The following is a 20,648-nucleotide window of genomic DNA, read 5'->3' as shown; positions in this document are numbered from 1 at the left end:
TGCAGCAGCAGGTAGTTGGAAGGTTAACTTGAGGTGTAGGGATGGCGGAAACCTTTGATCCCGTTCTGGGTGGGCAGCAACTGGCCGGCTCCGATCCGGTCATGGGAGGCTTGGTGGCTATTGAGCAAGACCTAGCCAGTCCCGATCTGGAAGTGCGAATCCGAGCGATTGAGGAAGCGCTCCAATATGGCGAAAAAGGGGCTCAACTTGTTATCCAAACCGTCATGCAAAAAGGTTTGGCTTGGAAAGTTCAATTTGCAGCCTGGAAAACACTGCTGGAGTCAGCGGATCCGGAGCTTGTGCAGGTAGCAAAAGCGCATCCGCTTCCTCTCCGTAAAGTCGAAGATATCCAAGCCAGATACAGAGCCGGAGAGCGAGACTTCCGCTGGGCTGACCTGAGGGGAGCCAGTCTAGATAGGCCTGACTTAAGTGGGGCAGACTTGAGGGGAGCCGACCTAGGGAAAGGAGAGAGGGGGGGAGCAGCCTGTCTGTACCAGGCTGACCTGAGCCGGGCTGATCTGAGCTGGGCTAACCTGAGCGAGGTATACCTAGAGGGGGCCAACCTAAGCCGGGCAAACTTGAAAGCAGCACGCCTGAGCAGGGCCAAGCTGAGCCGCGCAAACCTGAGTGCAGCATACCTAGGCGAGGCCGACTTAGAGGGGGCCGATTTGCGCTCCGCAAACCTAAGCCGAGCCTACTTAAGGGGAGCGAACCTGGACAACGCCAACTTAACCGAAGCCGATCTGAGTGAAGCTAACCTGGCGGGGGTCAACCTCAGGCAAGCCAACTTGAGGGGGGTTAACCTGAGCCGGATACGTCAGGCATGTCTGAGAGGATCCAACCTGAGCGGAGCTAACCTAAACGGAACATATCTGCGAGGGGTCGATCTAAGCGAGGCCAGCTTGGCCCAGACCTATCTGAGAGGATTAGACCTCAGTGGGGCCAACCTCAGCGGAGCCAACCTGAGCCGGGCCAATTTGAAGCAGGCTAACTTGAGAGCAGCCAACCTCAACGGAGCCAACTTGAGCGGGGCTGACCTGAGCCAGGCTGATCTCAGCGGAGCCAACTTGAGCGGGGCCGACTTGAGCCGGGTCAGCCTAGAGGGATCCCTAGTCTCTGCCGAAACTCAGATGGATCCCAAGTGGCGGCTGGTCTGGGAGATTGTTAACGGCCAGGCTGATGTGAAAAACCTCAGCGGGGCCGACTTAAGGGCAGCAGACCTGAGGGGGGCAAACCTGGAAGGAGCCGACCTGAGCGGGGCAGACCTGCAGGAGGCAGACTTGCTGAACGTTTCTCTCAAGGGAGCAAACCTAACGGGCGCAAAACTAAGTCCCGGCTGGGATCGATTTGCTGACTTGAGCGGGGCCATCCTCCCCGACGGAACCATCCATCCCTAGCAGGCCCGACTAATGTTCAGCTTCACCGAGGTGGGTCTAGATCGGAATGACCGTAATCCCACTTTCCAAAACACGTTATCGATGGTTTGGGTATTTTCCGTATCTTTAACTACAGATTTTTCGGTAGGATTGATCGTGTAGAGCTCCTGATGCTGGAGAGCAGCCTCATGAATGCAGCCGCTGAAAGGGGTGGGGTGAGTCTCCTTGCCCGCCATCGCCACAACATGGCAGCTTCCCTGGCCCATCGTTTGGCAGCAGCCAGAGCGGCCAACAACACCCGCTTGGTGGAATTGTTAGAGCAAGAGGAGCGGCAACTGGCAGCCGAGTACGGCAGCAGGGATCCTTCCTCTCCAGCGCTGTTTGGAGGATGGCGCCGCCTTTGGCAGAGCCTAAAAGCGGTTTTGACGGCTTGCGATGAGCTGCGCGTGCGTCAATGGGTAGATGGTAGCGGCAGGGTCTGGTGGTCTGTCCAAGACCTGATTACAGGGGAGCGGCTGTGCACCCATTCCGATGGGGAGTTGATGGATTGGATCGAGCAGCACTGCCGGGACAATTAGTCTCCTCTCTGCGCTAAGCTGGGGCGACGGCATCTGAGGATCCGAGTTGATAGGATCGCAGGGGTTGTTTATTAGCTTTGGGAGATGTGAGATGGTTTGGCAGTTGTTGACGTGGCCGGCCCAAAGCTTGCTTTGGCTAGCGGAGCAAATTCAAGAACGCGCCGAAGCACAACTGGATAACAAAGAAAACCTGCAAAAAGAGCTTACAGCCTTGCAAATCCAGCTAGATTTGGGAGAAATTGACGAAGACACCTACGCCCGCCGAGAAGAAGAGATTTTGTTGGCCCTGGAAGCCCTAACCCAGGCAGAACGAGCAGCCGAAGCACAAAGTGCTGATGGCGAGTTGGCAGGGGATCCCTGAACTTTGCGAGGGGGCAGAACATGGGAGAATGGGCTTCTGTACACCCCCATCTTTCCTAACCTGGGCTGTTTTCAATGACTGAATCGCATGAAACCTTGATGCTCCGCGACGAGCAGAACCAGCCTCTCAAGTGCGAGATTCTGCGGCAGGTGGTCATCGATGGGCAGACCTATGCCCTGGTCACTCCTGTCGATGCCGTGATCAAAGTGCTGGTTTGGGAAGGGGAACCCAACCAGGCGGTGAACGGAGACGCCGACATGGAAGGGATCCTGGACGAGCCGGATCCGGAAGAGCTACAGGCTGCCATCCCCACCATCCAGGCGGTCTTGGGGGAGTTGAACCTGACCTTGCAGCAGAATGGCTTTGACATCCTTACGGTTCAGGGAGAGCTGCCCCCCGTCGAAGAGGAAGATGTGTTCGAGCTGGGCGAGAGCGAAGAAGATGCCCAGGAGTTTCAACTGCTGGCTACGTTTTTCTACCAAGAGAAGAAATACGGCATCTTTGCTCCCCTGGATCCCGTTTTGATCTATGCTGCTTTGCCCGAGGAAGGGGATCCCTATCTGCTCACCCCGGATGAGCCTCCAGAGCTTTTCGATCAGCTCTATGCTCTGCTGCTGGATCTGGACGAGGAATGGGAAGGCGAGGATGACGAAGAAGAGGAGGACGAAGATTAGGCCGTGAGTGAACCCTCAAGGGTTGGGTAGCGACCAGGAGCAACAGGGATGCAGCCGGTTGATCTGACCACCCTGCGTGCGGTGCTGGCGGATCTGACGGGGGCAGCGGCAGGGCGGGATTCTTGGTTGCCCGCCCGCGTGGAATGGGTCCAACAGACCGATCTGTGGACGGTGGTCATCGGTTTGCGCACGCTCACTGCCCGCCCCTGCCTGCTGTTGTGCTGGCATCCCCAAGCGGCGCGTCTCCACCTCTGTCAGCCTCCTGCCAAAGAGCCGGACGGCTTTCAATTTAGCCAGTTTCTCCAACGGCAACTGAGGGGTTTGGCGCTGACGGAGCTGGCTCTCACAGACGAGTGGGAACGGGTGATCGACTGTCGCTTTGCCCCTCGGCCCGGGGATCCCCCGCAGCGCCATCTCTACCTAGAGGTGATGGGCAAGCACAGCAACGCCATTTTGGTGGACGAGGCAGGCCTGATTTTGGCCAGCGGCCATGGGGTGAGCGAGCGGCAATCGCGGGTGCGTCCGGTGCAGCCGGGCCTTCCCTACGAGTCCCCTCCAGCCCTGACTGCGCCGATCCCACAGCGATCCGAGCCTTTCTCCTCTTGGCAAGAACGCATCGCCTTGATCCCCGGCCCCATCGGCCAACGGCTGTTGCACGGTTATCGCGGTCTCAGTCGGCATTTGGTGGAAGCGATGTGTCATCAGGCTGGGATCCCGCCGCAGACCCCCAGCGATCACCTGTCTGTCCATGATTGGCAGGCGCTGTTTGCCAGGTGGCAGGACTGGCTCACCCGTCTGGAAACAGGCCGGTTTGAGCCGGCGCCCACTCCCCAGGGATACACCGTCCTCGGTTGGGCAAGCCGTCCCGTCAGCCCTCCGACGGAGTCCTTGCACCAACTTCTGGAAGACTACTACCAAGCTCAGCTCAACCGCGAACAGTTTGAGCGAGAGCGCCACCGCCTGCTGCAAAAGGTGTCCACCCTGCTGAAAAAGCTCTATCAGCGGCGAGAGCAATTTGAGACGATGCTGGCCGAATCCACCCAAGCGGAAGCCTCGAAACGAGCTGCCGACTTGTTGATGGCCCACCTCCACCTCTGGCGGCCAGGGCTGCACCACATCGAGCTGCCAGATTTTGCCAGCGGCCAGACGATCAAGATCCCGCTCGACCCGGAGAAAAATGCCATTCTCAATGCCCAAGCCTACTACCGCAAGCACCGCAAACAAAAACGGGCTCAGGAAGCTGTGCGGCCTTTGCAAGAGGCGGTAGAGCAGGAGATCAGATACCTGGAGCAGGTGGAAGCGTCTCTGCAGCATCTGGAAACCTATCGGGATCCCCAAGACTTGGCCGCCCTCAAGGAAATTGAGACCGAGCTGATCCAACAGCGCTACTTGGAGAGTCCTGCTCGCCACAGCGGGACAGAATCCTCACGGATGGGATCAAAGCATTCCCCACCACAACCCTTCAACCCCCATCGCTTTACCAGCCCCAGTGGCTTCCCCATCTGGGTGGGGCGCAACAACCTGCAAAATGACCAACTGACCTTTCGCGTGGCCCAGGAACACGATTGGTGGTTTCACGCCCAGGAGATCCCCGGCAGCCATGTGCTGCTGCGCTTGCCCCCCGGCGCCGTGGCCGAAAGCGAGGATCTGCAGGCGGCTGCCGATTTGGCGGCTCATTTCAGCCGCGGTCGCCTCAGCGAACAGGTGCCGGTGGTGTATACCCGCCCGAAATGGGTGTTCAAACCGAAGGGATCCCCGCCCGGCATGGTTGTCTACAAACAGGAGCAGGTGCTTTGGGGCCGCCCCAGCCGTGCTCAATGCCTCATCGCCTCAGCCCTCGCGCAACACTGACGCTGTTTTCGGTCAGGTGGCTGTAACAGGCATCTTTAGGGAAGAACGCTGAGGGAGTGGCTGGCGCTGCGGCCATAGCGGCTGGGATCGTACATTTCTTCCGCCAGGGCAGGGGCCACCTGGAACTGGCCGGGGATCTCTGGACGGAAGAGGTAGACGAACTCGTGGCGGCCCTGCCTGAGCTCGGTGCTGAAGAAGGCCACGCGGTCGTCGCGGTTTTCTTGATGGGTCCAAAACCAGTCCCACCAGTAGTCGGGGGCCGAGCCGGTGAGCAGCCGCGGATCCTGGGAGGTGATCTCGGCGCCGCTGGGCAAGGGATCCTCGATCACCACATAGTGGCTATCGCGCTCAGCTTCCACCGTCAGCCGGGCCAGGAGCACCTCGCCGGCGCGCACCGCCTCGCCGGGGCGCAGGAGCTGTTCTCGGTAGCGGATCTCTCCATTGGCTTGGGGTTGGGGCTGTAGGCGGAAGTAGCTGCGGCCGACGGCAAAGCCTTGGCTTTGAGAGGGCAGAGGGTTGGGAACAAAAGCTTCTCCCCTCAAGCTGTAGTAGAGGGGGCCGGGGCCGGATTTTTCCAAACGCAGGCGGCGCAGGGTGCTCACTTCGGCGTCGTCCCAGTCCAGCACCTGGCGGGGATCCGCACCGCCGGCCTGCCAACGCGCCAGTTCAGCTCCGCTCACCTCCTCCAACACCCGCACCTGGCCGGGGCCAGGCTGTTGCTGTTGCTGGGCTTGGTAGTAGGCCACCAGGCCCAGGAGGGCGTCGGCGGTGGCTTTGGTGGTGCGCCAGCGGTTGTCCTGCCGCTGCTGGAGAAGGGCGGTGGCGATCTCGCCAGCGCGGCCATCCTGCAGGCGCACGGCCAGTTGCAAGAGGGGCCCGGCCACCTCCAGGTCGTCGTAGGTGGAGCGCTCGCCGGTTGGCGGGGCGGAGGCGGCAGGAAGAAACCAGCGCCCCTGGGGATCCCTTTGCCGCCGCTCTAGAACCTCATCCAGAGCCGCTTGGGCGGGATCCCGCTGGCCCTGTTGCAGGGCGGCCAGCCCGCGGTAGGCCAGGCCAAAGGTGGAAAGCTGCGGCGGCGGCGGCAGCTCGGCAGTCACCAGCGCCGGATCCCAGAGGGCCAGGCTGTAGGCCACAAAGGCCCGCAGATCGGGGGAGAGGGGTTGGAACTGCTGCCCAGCCAGGTACTCCAAAGCCCGCTGCACCCGCCACTCCTTGAGGGCATAGCCAGCGGCCTGGGCGAGATGATAGCCCTGCAGGATGTAGGCGGTCAGGTAGGGGTTGCTGGTGTCGTAGGCCCACCAGCCCCAGCCGCCGTCGTAGTTCTGGGAGTCCTCCAGCCGCTGCAGGCCGGCTCGAACCACCCGCGGCAGCCGCTCCAGGGTGGGCGAGCGCAGGTTCAAGCCCAACTGCTTGCTGGCCTGGGCCACCGCCAAGGCGGGCAAAAAGCGGCTCAAGGTCTGCTCGGTGCAGCCGTAGGGGAACTGGACGAGATAGTCCAACGGCCCCAAAAGCTCCGCTGCCGGGCTGGCGGCCAGTTCCAGATGCAGGTGTCGGGATCCCGGCACCCAAGTGGCCGGCCAATCCAAAGGCAGCTCAAGGCTGTTCGCCTGCAGCCGCCCCGTTTGGAAGAAGCGGTGTACTGCTCCCAAGGGCTGGCTGGGGATCCGCAGTTGCAGCGCATCCTGCAGCCCCTCCCCTTGCGCCCAAACCCGCACAGGGGTATCGCCGGCCCCCAGCACCTGCAGCGGCCATTCCACCCGCTCCGCCCCTTGGGCGGGCACGGTCAGGCGTTGCCGTTGGGGGCCCTGCACTTCTAGGTTTCCGGGCACTTCCAGCCCCACTTCCACTGCTTGGGCTTGACCGGTGCGGTTTTGCACGATGGCCGCCAAGGTGAGCCGATCCCCCACCCGGAAAAAGCGGGGGGTGGCCAGGCGCACCAAGAGGTCTTTGCTGACAGCGACGGTGGCTAGGGCGGAGCCCACCTGGGTGTCGGCGGTGGCGGCGCGGGCGGTCAAGCGCCAGGTAGTCAGGTTGTCCGGCCAGCGCACCTGGACCTGGGCTAAGCCATCGGCATCGGTCACCAAATCCGGGAACCAGGCGGCGGTATCGCGAAAGTCTTCCCGCACCTGGCCGGCCAGCTTGTCGGCACCACCGGGGTATTGCTGAGGGAAAGAGGTGGTGGTGGTAACTTGGTTGTCCTGGCGCCCGTAGAAGAAGCGGCGGATATCGGGGGTGAAGTCGGGCCGCAGCAGGTAGAGGGCGTTGTCCACGATCCCCAACCCCACCTCGGCGCTGACCGGCTGCCCTTGGGCGTTGCGGGTGCGGATTTGAATTTGGGCCGTCTCCCCTGGTTGATAAGTGGGCTTATCCGTCTGCAGCTCCACCTGCAAAAAGCGATCCAACGGCGAGACCCGCAGCAGAGCCTCGTTCTGGTACAGCCGCCGCTCCGGGCCGAGGACGGTGGCGGTGACGTAGAGGTTGGGGCGATACTCCTCCCGGATGGGCAGGCGCAGGGTGGCCGTATGCCCCTGCAGGCGCAGCACCTGTACCTGGTGCAGCCGGGATCCCTCCAGACCCACCAGCACCGGCAGATCCGGCAGCGGCGAGACGATCAGGAGCTGGGCCTCTTCCCCCACTTCGTAGATCTGGCGATCCGCCACCACCTCCAGGCTGGGCAGGGATCCCCAACTTGGCAGGGGGTTGCCCGGCTCCACCACCCAGAGATGGTCTACCTCCTGCACGCGGTAGCGACGAGGATCCTGGGCCGTCAGCCGCACCCGGTAGTCTCCCGGCTCCAGGTCGGCGGGCAGGCGCAGAACCAGGCTGCCCTCGCCGTTGACAACCTGAAAAGATTGCCGCAGCAGAGTGGCTTGCCGTCGGTAGACGCTGCTCTGGGGATCCCAGCGCCAGCGCTCCAGGCTCAGCTCCCCGGCGGTGCTGACCGGTTGGCCGTCGTAGTCGCGGGCTTGCAGCCGGTAGGTGATGACATCCCCTGGAGCGGGCAGGTGGCGATCGGCCTCGGCAAAGAGGGCAAATTGGCCGGCCGTCACCCAGGCCCGTGCCGTTCCGGTCACGCTGCGGCGGCTGATATCACTCACCTCCACCTCGATGCGCAACTGCTGCACCTCCTGCGGGCCCCAGTAGCTGTCTTCCTCCCAGTCCAGATCCTGCAACAGGCGCTCCAGGCGAAACTCCGCCCGCCCCTGGGCATCCGTCACCCCTGCTCCTTCCGCCACCAGCCCCCCGTAGCCGCCGTAGTAGCCCTGCTCCTCTCCCAGGTCGCCGGCAAAATAGTCTTCTGCCCCCGAATGGGGCAACAGCCCGTAGCGCAGGCTCCAGTCGGGGCTGCTGTAAACCCAGTAGCGAAGCTGGGCAGCGGCCACCGGCGCCCCGAAAAGATACTCGGCCTCCACCTGTACCTTCAGGGATCCCCCCCGCACCAGCCAAGGCCGGTCGGGCACCACCCTCACCTCAAACTCCGGTTTGCGGTAGGCTCCCACCTCGAAGGCGGTGTACTCGCGGCTGGATCCCTGCGGCCCGGCCACCCGCCACTCCAGGCCGTAGCTGCCCAGGGGGGTTTCCTCCGGCAATTGAAACTGCCCGTGGACGCTGCCGAAAGCGTTGGTGGCCAGGGTTTGCTCGCCCAGCACATCGCCGTCGGGGGCGGTGAGGGTTACTTGCACCGGCTGGCCTGCCGAGGTGAGGCGGTCGTGCTCCCGCACCAGGGCGCGAAAATAGACCGTCTGGCCGGGGCGGTAGAGGGGACGATCCGTGTAGGCGTAGATGCGGTGGGGCTGGTTCCAGCCATAGGCATAGCTGCGGGACAAAGCCTGCAACGTGTTGTCGGCGCTGTGGCCATAGACCACCAGCGAGGATCTCTCCCCTGTCGGCAAGCTAAACCGGGCCAGCCCCTCCTCGTCGGTGGTGGCAATGAGGGGATCCCTCCACTCCCCGAAAACTTGGATCTGGATCCCCGGCAGAGGACGCAATTCCCGCAAATGCACCGCCTGCACCACCAACTGGCTGGCATCCTGTTTCTGGATGAGGCCCAGGTCACTCACCAAAAGCCACTCCCCCGCCCAAGGCAGCGGCGCCGCCGCCTGCCGCGGCTGTTGGCCTTCCGCCTCCAGCCAGTAGGCCCCCGGCGGCAGGATCCCCAGCTCCAGGGTGCGGGTCAGCTCTTCTCCCCCCAGCGGCTGCTGCCAACGGCGCACCAGCTCTCCTCGCAGGATGGAATACAAATCCGGAGCCAGGGATCCATAGCCAGCATCGGCCAGATCCCGCAAGAAAGGGGATCCTTCCAAATCAGCCAGGGAAAAGCGGTAGAGGGCAAACTGCACCGCTCCCAGGCCACTGGCCCGCCACTGCAGCCGTGCCGGCTCTGCGGTCGTGAACACCGAGCTGAGGCTGTAGAGGTAGAGGCTGGGGGGCAGAAGCTGCGGGCGTAGGAGAGGAGCAGAAGCTATCGCCCCTTCCCGCACCTGCACGGGTCTCTCGCTGGAGACCGTCTCTAGGCCGGATCCCCGCACCGTCACCCGGTATTCCCCAACGGGCAATCGATCCAGGCGGTACTCGCCCTCCGCAGACGGGCTGATGCTGCGGCTCACCGGGCCGGCGGCAATCACCTGGACGTTCCCCGGCGCCACCCCTGCCGGCAGCTCCACCCGCCCCAGCAGGGATCCCGTCGGCTGTTCCGAAAGCAAGACCGCCAGCCCCACTCCCAAAAACACCACCAGGGCCACCAACCACCGCCGCAGCATGGATCCCTTCCTCCTCCCGATGGGTTCTGGTTGCCCTGGGGATTCAGTCGCTACTTCACCAGCTCAAACACGTTGAACATGGGCAGGTACATGGCCACGATGATGCAGCCCACCATCCCGCCCAAGATCACGATCATCAGCGGCTCGATCAAGCTGGTGAGGGCGCGCACCGCCTCCTCCACCTCCAGCTCGTAGAAGTCCGCCGTCTTCATCAACATGGCATCCAGCTCCCCCGTCTCTTCGCCCACGCTGATCATCTGGATGGCCATGATCGGGAAGACCTTGGCCTTATCCAGGGCCGGCGCGATCTGCCCCCCCTCTGAGATGGATTGGCGGGCAGCGTCGATGGCGTTGGCCACCACCTGGTTGCCGGAAGTGTCGCGCACGATCTCCAAAGAAGTCAGCACCGGCACCCCGGAGCGGGTGAGGGCCCCAAAGGTGCGGCAAAAACGGGCCACCGCCGATTTCTGGATCAGGTCCCCGAAAATGGGGAGCTTGAGGGCCAGAGCATCAATGGTCTCCTTGCCGGCGGGGGTGCGGTAAAAGCGCTGGAAAGCAAAAAAGACCGCCACCAAAAAGCCCACCAGGCCTAAGCTGTACTGGGGGGTGCGCAGGAACTTGCTGATGTTGATAAAAAACTGGGTAAAGGCGGGCAGCTCCCCCCCCAAGTCGTTGTAGATGCTCTCAAAAGTGGGCAAGATGAACAGCACCATGCCCAAAAAGATTAAGACGGCCAAAATGGTCACCACCACCGGGTAGGTCATGGCCGATTTAATCTGCTTCTGCAGGCGATCCATGTCCTCCAGCAGCTTGGCCAGCCGGTTGAGCACCTCGTCGAGCACACCGCCCACCTCCCCCGCCTGCACCATGCTGCAGTAGAGGCCGTCAAAGGCATCCGGATAAGGGCGGATGGAATCGGACAGGTTCTTCCCCGCCTCCACTTCCGCTCGAATCGCCCGCAGGTATTTCTTGAGCTTGGGGTTGCCGGTCTGCTCCTCCATAATGGTTAGGGAGCGCACCATCGACACGCCGGCGTTGATCAGGGCAGCAAATTGCCGCGAGAACACCGCCTTGTCGCGAATGTCGATGGATCCCATCATCGAGAAATCAAAAGAGGTATCCAGGGAGAAGAAGGGCTTTTCTTCCTGGATGTCTTCCTGTTTGGCAAAAACGCCCTCCCGGCGCAGCCGTGCGCGGGCCTCGGTCAAATTGTTGGCCACCACTGTCAGGCGCACCGGCTGACCGGCCTTTAGCCCCCGAACCTTGTAGCGCGGCATGGCTTACCCCTGCTTGGATCGTTAGTTCGACACGCCGGAATGGGATCCCTTGGCTCAGTCTCGCAACCTTAGACAAACCGACGCTCTCTTCAGCTAGAGCTTAGCTACAAATGGGGCCGGCGGCCAGAGGTTGGCGAGGAACTCTCAGCCAGGGATCCCTGGAGCCAGCGTTTAGCGACGGGCGGCAGCCGCTGCGGGCCGCTGGTGTTGAGCTGCCGCGGCTGGCGATGGCCCGGAGACGTTGCCCAAAAGTCGCTGCAACTCCTCAGGGCGAGAGGTCTTGGACATGGCCGTATCGAAGTCGATCTTGCCCTGCAGGTAGAGGTTGGCCAGATCCTGCTCCAGGGTCTTCATGCCCTGCTTACCCCCTGTCTGGATGGCCGAGTAGATCTGGGCGGTCTTGCCCTCCCGAATCAAGTTGGCGATGGCCGGCGTCACCACCATGATCTCCTGCACCAGCACCCGCCCCGGTTCTCCTGGCTTGGGGTTGAGGCGGCGGGCCAAAGTTTGCGAGAAGACGGCTTTGAGGGAGTTGGAGAGCTGCACGCGGATTTGTTGCTGCTGCTCCGGCGGGAACACGTCCACCAGGCGATCCACCGTCTGGGCAGCAGAGCTGGTGTGCACCGTGGCAAAGCAGAGGTGGCCCGTCTCGGCGGCGGTAATGGCCAACTGGATGGTTTCCAGATCCCGCATCTCCCCGATCAGGATCACATCCGGATCCTCCCGCATGGCCGCCCGTAGGGCATTGGCAAAACTCTTGGTGTCTTCCCCCAACTGCCGCTGGTGAACAATACTGCGAATGGGGGTGTAGATGTATTCAATAGGATCCTCGATGGTGAGGATATGCTCGGCCCGCTCGCGGTTGATCATGTCGATCATGGAGGCCAGCGTAGTGGATTTGCCGGATCCGGTGGGGCCGGTCACCAGCACCAGACCCCGTGGCAGGCGGGCGGCTTCTTTGCATACATCCGGCAGGCCCAGCTTGTCGATGTTGGGGATCTCAGAGGCCAGCGCCCGCATCGCGCAGGCATAGGTGCCGCGGTCACGATAGACGTTGACGCGGAAGCGACCGATCCCACGCACGCCGTAGGAGCAGTCCAACTCCCAGTTCTGCTCCAGGTGTTTGCGCTGGGTGTTGTTCAACATGCTGAAGATGAGCCGCTGCACCTCTTCAGGCGTGAGGGGCTCGTGCTCTGTTGGCTGGAGTTCGCCATTGATGCGGAAGTAGGGGGGCAAACCCACCGAAATATGAATGTCGGAACCGCCCTTCTGGACGATTGCCTCCATCAAGTCTTCGATCATCAGTTGGGGCATAGGGTTGGGTTCTCCAAAGTCAGTAGAAGTCAGTAAAGCTATCTATCCAAAGAGCCGTCGGCCAAAGCGATGTTGAAGAAACAACGGTACAGGATCCCTGTCTAGGACTGTTATAGTCGGCACCTCAGCCTCGTCAAGTGACAAGCCCGGTTTTCTAAAACTTCGGCGTCAGGCAATAGGGGCAGTCCATCCAGTCTACATGCAGGGCGGCACCGCAGTTGCGGCAGGTGCTGAGAGCCTTGGCGCGGGCTTTCAGCTCGCTTTCCAATCCTTTATCGGTGAGGGTTACCCGATCCACCTCCTCCAGCGTGGTGAGGCCCTGCTTCACCAACATCAGACTGTAGGCCAACAGGGTTTTCATGCCACTTTCCACCGCTGCTTCTTTGATCACCTCCGTGGGAGCTTCTTTGTTGATCAAATCCGCCAGGCGGTCGTTCATGCGCATGAACTCATAGACCCCCACCCGGCCTTTGTAGCCCACGCCCCCGCATTTCTCGCAGATGGGCTTGCCGGTGGCCTTGCGCTGTTCCACCTCTTTGGGGGAGAGCTTGTTGGCTTTGTAGAAGGTGAGCTGCTCCCCATCACCGCTGAGGCTGAGACCATAGCGGGCCAGCTCCTCAGCGGTGGGATGGTACGGGATCCGACACTCGGTACATACCCGACGCATCAAGCGCTGGGCCAGCACCCCCAACAGCGAGCTGGAGATCATAAAAGGCTCGATCCCCATCTCCGTCAAGCGGGCGATAGCACCGGGGGCATCGTTGGTGTGCAGGGTGGTCAGCACCAGGTGGCCGGTAAGGGAGGCTTCGATGGCGGTTTTGGCCGTCTCGTGGTCGCGGGTTTCCCCCACCAGGATGACATCCGGGTCTTGCCGCAAGAAGGCGCGCAGGATCATGGCAAAGTCCATGCCTTTCTCGCGGATCACCTGTACCTGGGTGATCCCCGGCAGGGAGTACTCGATGGGATCCTCGGCGGTGCTGATGTTGATGCCGGGATCGTTCACTTCCGCCAGAGCTGAGTAAAGGGTGGTGGTTTTCCCGGATCCGGTGGGCCCGGTTACCAAGATCAAGCCAAAGGGTCTCCTGACAACCTCCTTAAAGCTGGCCAAAGTCTCCGGGTCGGTGATCAGCTTATCCAAACCCAGTTGGGTGGCGGAGTTGTCCAGAATCCGCAGCACGATCTTCTCCCCATAGCGGGAGGGCAGGGTGCTGACGCGGAAGTCCACCTTACGCCCCTTGAAGACCCGGCGAATCCGTCCATCCTGGGGCATCCGCCGCTCGGCAATGTTCAGGTTGGAGATGATCTTGAAGCGGGCAGTGAGGGCGGGGACGATCTTTTTGGGAAAGTTTTCAAAAGCCTGCCGCAGCACCCCATCCTTGCGGAAGCGGATGCGCAGGTATTCTTCTTGCGGCTCGATGTGGATGTCAGACGCACCGTCCTGCAGTGCCTTAATCAGGATTTGGTTGGCCAATTTGATGATCGGGGCATCGTCTGCCGACTTGAGCTGCTGCTCCAGGGATCCCTCGCTGGCCTCATCGACGGTAGTATCCTCGATGGCGTCCAGATCGATTTCGGCGGTGTTGACCACCACCTCTTCTTCCTCTTGGGCGGCAGCCGCGTCGTTGATGCCCTTGATGGCCAACAGCTCCGCCTGCGCGTCCATGTAGCGGTTGATCAGGGCCTCGAAATCCCGCTGGGTGAAGACCCGCCGCTGCAGCTTCAGCCCCTGGATGCGGAAGCGCCGCTGAATGTCGTCCAGCGCCTGCAGGTTATCCGGCTTGACCATCGCCACCAGCACCTGGTTGTCTTGGCGGCGGACGGGCAAGAACTTGTAGCGGTTGCAAATATCAAGGGGCAAGAGCGAGTCGATGAGCCCGATCATCTCCGAGATCTCCACCGGCTCCAGATCGATGTCGAGGGAGGGGATCCCGTAGATGATTTTTAGCTCAAAGAGCTGCTGCCGCTTGTAGGCCCGCTCCAGGTCGGGGGTGATCTCTCTGCCGGCAATCTCTTTGACCACCAGAGCTAGGGCCTTGCTGCCCCCTTCGCGATTGGCTTTGAGGGCATTTTGAATGTCCTGGATTTGCTTGTCGTCGGCAAAGCCCAGCTCTTTTAGCTTGCGGCCAAAGGGGGTGATGCTGGCGTTGGCGATGGCCAGGGCCTTGCTGACGCCACCACGACGAGCAGTAAAAGGAGTAGGAAGGTCGTTCATGCTGCTGGGCCACCCACCCTGTTGTTACATCAATGTCTCTATTTCACTGCACTAGGCTACAAGGGTCAACGGCGAAGACACGCAGGTCTGTGCGCCCACTCTGGGCTTAGTATGCCCCAGCTGGGCTTAAACTGGCATTCAAAACCACCTCGCCCCCTAAATTGCAGGCCCGAAGGTTGGGAGCGACGCCGGATAATTTGGAACCAGGACTCCTGTCCTGACTGCTGGGGCAGACCAGGATCGCTTCACAGAACTCGGTAGCTTTGCCAGGCTTGCCAAAAAATGTAGAGAGAAAGAATAGCCAGAAAGCCCCGAAACAGCAGGCTGACCGTTTCATCGGGCAACTTGGGCAGGGTGCGGGTGCTGATCTGCACACCGATTAACCCGCCTGTCCCCAGGATCAAGCCTGGGATCCAACGCACATTCCGGTGGATGGTGCCGTCCCCAAACCCCAGCCCATTCCAGATCCAATCGCTGAGACCCGCATGGCTGGCGGTGGCAGCAACGGCTGTGATCACGATCGCCCCCAAACTGGTTTGAATCGCCACCTTGATCGTCTCTTGCAGCAGCAGGATCTGCATGGGCACCATGATCACCCCACCGCCAATGCCGAACAGTCCGGCCAACAAGCCGGCAGCGCCACCGGTCAGGAGGCGGGCCAACCAGGGAGACATCCGCACTTGAGCAGCAGGCGAGAACTCTGTCTCCAAGGCTTGGGTGGCCACCGTTTTGCGCAGCTCCACCAGGTAAGTGTTGGCCAGCAGCAACACCCCGAAGGCGGCCAACAGCAGATGGCTGGGCATGCGGCTGGCGATGCTCGCTCCCACCTGCGCCGTGAGCAACGCCGGGATCCCCAGCCAGATGACCCGCTTCAGATCCAGCAAGCCCATGCGCCAGTTTTGGACGCTGCCCGCCATCGAGGTCATCACAATGGAAAGATTGCTGGTGGCCACAGCCTGAACCGGTGGGATCCCCAAGCTCACCTGCAAGGGCACCAGGATCGTGCCGCCGCCAATGCCCAAAAAACCGGCCAGGATCCCGGCCACCAGGCCGCCAACTGCCAAGGCCAGATTGTTTTCCATGGTTTCTGGTTCCCGACCTTGCTGATAACAAAATGCTTGTCATCGTAGCATTCTCTGTCCCCGGCAGGACTGGCAGACAACACAAACGGCCAGGGATCCCTTGGGGTGGAGCCAAAAGGGAGCACATCCTACAATGTTGGCAGTCGTACTGGCCTGGGCCTGTTGCCAATGTAGATTGCGTGAGCAGGCTGGCCTCTTCGCAGGCAAGGAAGCCTCCATGGTTGCCATCCACTCGGCAAGCGATCTGGATGCTCAGAAAAATCCGGATTCCACGGTATCCCAGCCCGCTTGGTGGCCCCTCTCTGGGCGGCCACAGGCAACTGCAGCTCCTCTACAACCCCTGGGGTTGGTCGCTCTGGAAGGCTTGGCCACCTGGGGAGAGCGCCTGTTGGGCCTGGATCGGGTGAGGGGCTATTTAGTAGAAATCCAGGAGCACAACACCCTGCTGCTCAACCCCCATCACGTCCATTCTTTCCAAGGTGCTTATGGTTTGTGGATAGAGTCAGAGGGGGAGCAAGCTTGGATCTGGCTGGCCGCGCCAGCGGGACAGAGTCGTGGCCGGGAGCAGGAGGGGCAAATCTTGCGCATTCCCATGGCCGCACTGCAGCAACCGGGATCCCTGGAAGCCTTTCAAGTGTGCGGGTGCCCCTGCCCCATCGAAGGGATCGCCCTTTGGATCGATCCCCACACAGGCAGCCGCCACCTCTATGCCACCTGCTACAAACGGGAAAAGCTCCTGCACCTGGATCCCGGTCGTGGGCTCATTGTGCAGGAGATGCCCGCCCCTGGGATTGGCCGAGAACAGATTGCGGTACAGGGAGACTACCTTTGGGTGAGCGATCGGGTGGAAGAGACGATCTACGTGCTGGAGCGCCAGACCGGGCGGGAATTGGCCCGCATCCTCACCCCTTCTCCTGGGCCGACCGGCTTGGCCCATTGGCGGGGACAACTCTGGGTGGCCTACGCCCACGAAGAAGCCTATATCCACGACAACCCCAACGCTCCGGATCCCTTGTCGGTGGCCTTGCGCAACAAAACCTGGGTGGCCCCCCTGCGCCTGCGGCCCTTGGATCCCCCCCCAGACCCCCCTTGGGTCAGCAGCAGCAAGTCCACGGATCCCGCCATTGCTTGTTCGGTGGTTTTTCAGCCCCAGCGCCTGGGGGAGCGCGCCACCTACACCCTTTCCCACGGCTACCGGGTGGAGCTGACCTATATGGAAGAAATTGCCCAAGAAGAGCCGCGCGCCCTGCCCGATTTGGTCTGGCGGATTGCCTTGCCCTGCAACAGCCCTCGCCAACGGGTGCGCAGCCTCCACTGGGTAGGCCTGCCGTTTGAGCTGGAGGAGCAAGCCGGCCAACAGGTGGCGGTGTTTTCGCTGGGATCCCTGGGGGCCGATGAGGTGCGCCTCTTTGGCTGGCGGGCGGTGCTGGATCTCTACAGCATCAAGTACTGCATCGATCCGCTGGATGTAGAAGAGGCCGCCGTGCCCCCGGATCTGCGGGATCGCTACTTGGTGGACGATGATTACCTGGCTATGGACACTGCGATTGTCCGGGAGGCGGCGCGGCGGGCCGTCGGCAGCGAGACCAACCTGCTGCGCAAAATGCTTAACATTCGCGCCTATGTCTACGACAAGCTTTCCTACCGGGTCACCTCCCGCATCGACCCGCCGGATGAGGTTTTGCGGCGTGGCTCCGGTTCCTGCGGCGAATATGTGGGGGTGCTGCTGGCCTTGGCCCGCCTCAATGGGATCCCCTGCCGCACGGTGGGGCGCTACAAGTGTCCTCCCCACCCCGAACTGAAAGGGATCCCGCTGTTTCCCCAATACAACCACGTGTGGATCGAGTTTTACCTGCCCGGTTGGGGTTGGGTGCCGATGGAGTCAAACCCCGACGATCGGGGGGAGCGCCCCTATCCGCAGCGCTACTTTATGGGCCTGCCCTGGACCCATGCCGAGATCGCCAAAGGGATCCCGTTTGAGACGATCAACACCGATCAAGCCTCGATTGGAGAGCTAGCCATTAACCATGTGCAATTTCGCATCTTAGAAGAAATTTGAAACGGAGAACGCGCATGGACCGAGCTGCCACGTTTCACATCTTCAGGTTTGGCCCTCATGCCTGAGGATGGCAAGCGCTCTGAGGGGATCGACTGCGAGGCCGCCTAAGTGCTCTGCGGCAGCCACCCCCGCCCCCTCTCCCAAAGGGAGAGGGAAGTTGGAGCAGCGCGTTCTCGACAGCGTTGCCCAGCAATAACGACGTAACGAACTGTTTTATTGCTACTTGAAATGACTTTGTTGGTGGGATGGACTAAGATAAAAGGCTGCGGCGGGGCTTGGCTTCGCTCCAGGCACATCCGTCCAGAGCAATCCGCTCTACCTCCGAGGCCAGCTTTAAAGCCTTCAGAGCCTGCTCCCCACCCACAGAGGGCTGATTGCCCCCGCGCACACAGTTAATGAAGTGCTCCAGCTCGGCATGGAGCTTGTCGATATTGTCGGTGTGGACTTTCTCAATCAAGCAATCCCGCTGGTAGGGCATCTGTCCGTAGTCGCTGCTGCTGCTGGCGGATCCCTGGCGATAGATGGAGATCTCGTTGTGCAAAAAATCCGCTTCTACCAAGGCATTTTTGCAGTGGACAGCAATTCTGCGCACCTTGCGGTGGGTGACCTTGCTGGCGGTGAGGGTAGCAATGACGCCGTTGGCAAAAGTGAGGGTGGCGGTGACGTAGTCGAGGTAGCCCAACTTAGAGGCGCGGTTGCCGCTGGCGGTAATTTGGGTCACAGGAGACGGGATCAGCTCCAACAACAGGTCGATGTCGTGGATCATCAGGTCAAACACCACCGACACGTCGCTGGCGCGGTCGGAATAGGGGCTGAGGCGGTGGGCCTCAAAAGCCAGCGGCTCCTCGCTTTGCAAGACTTGGCCCAGCTTCTGGAAAACGGGACTGAAGCGCTCGATGTGCCCCACCTGCAAAATACAGTTGCAATCGGCAGCTCGGTTCACCAGCGATTCTGCTTCGCTGATGCTGGCGGCGATGGGCTTTTCGATCAGCACATGGACGCCGGCCTCTAGGCAGGCCATGCCCACCTCGTGGTGGAGAACCGTTGGTACGGCGATGGCCACGGCAGCTACGTGGGGCAGCAGATCGCGGTAGTCCTCATAGAAATGAACGCGGTGGCGGCTGGCCACATCCAATCCCCGTTCCACATTGATATCGGCTACCCCCACGACCCGCACATCCTTCATCAAGCTGAACACGCGAGTGTGGTGCTGGCCCATGTTGCCGACCCCGATTACCCCAACCGGGACAGCTTGCCCTGTATAGGCCGGTGGACGGCGGGGAGAGTTGGCAGGACTCGGGCAGGATCGGTCCATGACGTTTCCACATACCTCCACCACAAGGGTTTCGCGAACCATACCCTATTTTTTGGTAACAGCGGGCAGCATTTCACGAAACGAACTTCACAAAGCTTACCATGCCTTTCTCAAATCCAGTTCAGGCCGGGGACGGGTGGCAGGCGTAGGGGTGCTCGCTCACAGGCCTGGGGGCTAAAGCAAAAGAGCGGGGTCGGCGTGGGGCGAAACCACATGCGGGCGTAAAATCCGCCGGGACTGAGGGGAAGGCCAAACCAAAGCGGGGAAAAAAAGAGAAAAGATGCCAAAACCAAGGCTACTGCCGTGATACTCGTCCCGCGCCAGAAGCGGCGATAACTCTGCCAGCCCAGCAGCACCAGCCAGGCCAGGGCCAGAGTGCTAAAGGCCAGAGCGCTCATGTAGTGGTAAATAAAAACACAGCGGCTAACTCGAAACCAGGGCAGGTAATTGGCCGCGTAGCCGATCAAAATGAAGGCTTCCAGGCCGTGGAAGCGACGGATCCCCCGCCAGACGAGCACCAAGATGGATCCCGTCCCCAGCCACCACAGCCAGGGATTGCCCAGGCCATGAACCGCTCGCCACAGGTCGCCCTGACTGCTGAAGTAGTAGGCCACGGGACGGCCCAGGATCGGCCAGGACCAGGCCCCCGCCGAAGCCAAGGGCGTGGTCAGCCAAGGACGCAAGGCGGGGAACCAAGCCACCAGGGATCGCAAGCTGGTGGAGCAGTAGGGGTGAACAGGGGTGTTTTCATCCACCACGAGATCGGCATGCAGGTGCCCGCCGTAAACGGATTGGTTGATGAGCACCAGGGATCGGAAATAATTCTGGATGCCCGTCCAGCTCCAATCCAGGGTTAGCCCCTGCTGCGGGTTGAGCTGCAGATGGGGGATCCACTGGATGGCATAAAAGGCCAGCGGGGCGAGGACGAAGCAGAACGCATAGTGCCACCAGCGCAGATGGCGGATTTGGATCAAAATGCCCAATCGTGGGATCCACTGCGGGCGCAGCCAGATCACCCCCCAGACGAGGATCCCCAGCAGGGCAAACATGAAGGCAAACCAGAGGCCATTCCACTTCACCGCAGCTGCCGCTCCCAACAGGATCCCAGAGCCGGCAAAGTGGACGGCCCGTTGCCAACCTTGGCGCTCCAGACCGCTCAGCAGCAGAATGGTGGCCGCCAGCCCAAAGGCCACCAGATACACGTTGATCAGGCCAAAGCGGGATTCCACCAGAAACACTCCATCCGTGAGCAGCAGGCTCCCGCTCAACAGGGCAAAGCCCACGTGGTAAGTGAGGCGGTAGGCCAAGCCCGTCAGCAACAAGGGGATCAGGGATCCACAAAAAGCGGTGGCGAAGCGGAACCCCCACTCATTGCGGCCAAACACCTGAATGCTGAGGGCAATGAAGTATTTCCCGAGGGGGGGATGCACATCATAGAAAGGCTCGCCGTCGAGATAATTTTGAGCAAACTTGGGGAAATACACCTCGTCGAACACCGGAGCCGGAAACTCGTCCAGCCGCCACAGGCGCAACCCCAGGCCCACCAGAAAGATCCCCAGCGCCCCCCATAGCAGCCACCGCCGCGATCCCTCTGACCCGACGCCGGACAAAGCAGGAGCAACAGTCTCTACCTCAGCAGAAGAAGTGCCAGCGGCCCGCCTACCACCCGGCAGCAGCTCGTCTCTTTCCGACCTTGCCAGCTCTGGATCGCTGGGAGAAGGAGTTGGTTTGGAAGTCATGGGCAGCAGCAAACAAGACGACGATGGGGATCCCCAGTGTTACTTTAGCC

At 61.4% G+C, this 20,648-nt stretch carries 13 protein-coding genes; 6 read left to right on the top strand and 7 right to left on the bottom strand.

Going from position 1 to position 20,648, the window contains the following annotated elements:
- Positions 1-41 precede the first annotated feature (41 nt).
- The 5 genes from NW862_RS09390 to NW862_RS09370 all read left to right on the top strand — a co-directional run bounded on the left by NW862_RS09390 (position 42) and on the right by NW862_RS09370 (position 4,840).
- Positions 42-1,397 carry a pentapeptide repeat-containing protein gene (locus NW862_RS09390; protein WP_414334127.1) on the top strand — a complete coding sequence of 452 codons (1,356 nt, stop codon included), beginning with the start codon at positions 42-44 and terminating at the stop codon, positions 1,395-1,397.
- 167 nt (positions 1,398-1,564) lie between these two features.
- Complete coding sequence (locus NW862_RS09385) at positions 1,565-1,954, top strand: hypothetical protein (protein WP_414347445.1); 390 nt, start codon at positions 1,565-1,567, stop codon at positions 1,952-1,954.
- A 91-nt stretch (positions 1,955-2,045) separates the two neighbouring features.
- A complete protein-coding gene (locus NW862_RS09380; RefSeq protein ID WP_414334125.1) occupies positions 2,046-2,315 on the top strand; it encodes a gas vesicle protein GvpG in 270 nt (89 codons plus the stop codon).
- Positions 2,316-2,389: 74 nt separating this feature from the next.
- On the top strand, positions 2,390-2,989 hold the full coding sequence (locus NW862_RS09375) for a DUF3727 domain-containing protein (RefSeq protein ID WP_414334123.1): 600 nt from the start codon (positions 2,390-2,392) through the stop codon (positions 2,987-2,989).
- 48 nt (positions 2,990-3,037) lie between these two features.
- Entirely contained in the window at positions 3,038-4,840 is a 1,803-nt protein-coding gene (locus NW862_RS09370; protein WP_414427118.1) for an NFACT family protein, read from the top strand.
- 35 nt (positions 4,841-4,875) lie between these two features.
- Here NW862_RS09370 and NW862_RS09365 read toward each other — a convergent pair whose 3' ends face one another.
- The 5 genes from NW862_RS09365 to NW862_RS09345 all read right to left on the bottom strand — a co-directional run bounded on the left by NW862_RS09365 (position 4,876) and on the right by NW862_RS09345 (position 15,485).
- Positions 4,876-9,600 (bottom strand): alpha-2-macroglobulin family protein, encoded by a 4,725-nt coding sequence (locus NW862_RS09365; protein ID WP_414427117.1) that lies wholly within the window; start codon positions 9,598-9,600, stop codon positions 4,876-4,878.
- A 50-nt stretch (positions 9,601-9,650) separates the two neighbouring features.
- Positions 9,651-10,877 (bottom strand): type II secretion system F family protein, encoded by a 1,227-nt coding sequence (locus NW862_RS09360; protein ID WP_414334118.1) that lies wholly within the window; start codon positions 10,875-10,877, stop codon positions 9,651-9,653.
- Between the two features lie 171 nt (positions 10,878-11,048).
- Positions 11,049-12,191, bottom strand: a complete 1,143-nt coding sequence (locus NW862_RS09355; RefSeq protein WP_414334116.1) for a type IV pilus twitching motility protein PilT — start codon at positions 12,189-12,191, stop codon at positions 11,049-11,051.
- Between the two features lie 154 nt (positions 12,192-12,345).
- The gene (locus tag NW862_RS09350) at positions 12,346-14,403 is read right to left on the bottom strand and encodes a GspE/PulE family protein (RefSeq protein WP_414427116.1); all 2,058 of its coding nucleotides are present in this window, start codon (positions 14,401-14,403) and stop codon (positions 12,346-12,348) included.
- Between the two features lie 245 nt (positions 14,404-14,648).
- Complete coding sequence (locus NW862_RS09345; protein WP_414334112.1) at positions 14,649-15,485, bottom strand: sulfite exporter TauE/SafE family protein; 837 nt, start codon at positions 15,483-15,485, stop codon at positions 14,649-14,651.
- Between the two features lie 217 nt (positions 15,486-15,702).
- Here NW862_RS09345 and NW862_RS09340 point away from each other — a divergent pair, with 217 nt between their 5' ends.
- Positions 15,703-17,544, top strand: coding sequence for a transglutaminase domain-containing protein (locus NW862_RS09340; protein WP_414334110.1), 1,842 nt, complete (start codon positions 15,703-15,705; stop codon positions 17,542-17,544).
- Positions 17,545-17,794: 250 nt separating this feature from the next.
- Here NW862_RS09340 and NW862_RS09335 read toward each other — a convergent pair whose 3' ends face one another.
- Together NW862_RS09335 and NW862_RS09330 are read right to left on the bottom strand one after the other, a co-directional pair.
- Positions 17,795-18,859, bottom strand: coding sequence for a Gfo/Idh/MocA family oxidoreductase (locus tag NW862_RS09335; protein WP_414334108.1), 1,065 nt, complete (start codon positions 18,857-18,859; stop codon positions 17,795-17,797).
- Positions 18,860-18,969: 110 nt separating this feature from the next.
- Complete coding sequence (locus NW862_RS09330; RefSeq protein WP_414349134.1) at positions 18,970-20,598, bottom strand: phospholipid carrier-dependent glycosyltransferase; 1,629 nt, start codon at positions 20,596-20,598, stop codon at positions 18,970-18,972.
- Between the last annotated feature and the right edge of the window lie 50 nt (positions 20,599-20,648).

This window comes from Synechococcus sp. H55.8, assembly GCF_047462375.1.
Classification (GTDB): domain Bacteria; phylum Cyanobacteriota; class Cyanobacteriia; order Thermostichales; family Thermostichaceae; genus Thermostichus.
This window is presented reverse-complemented; position numbering and strand designations above follow the sequence as displayed.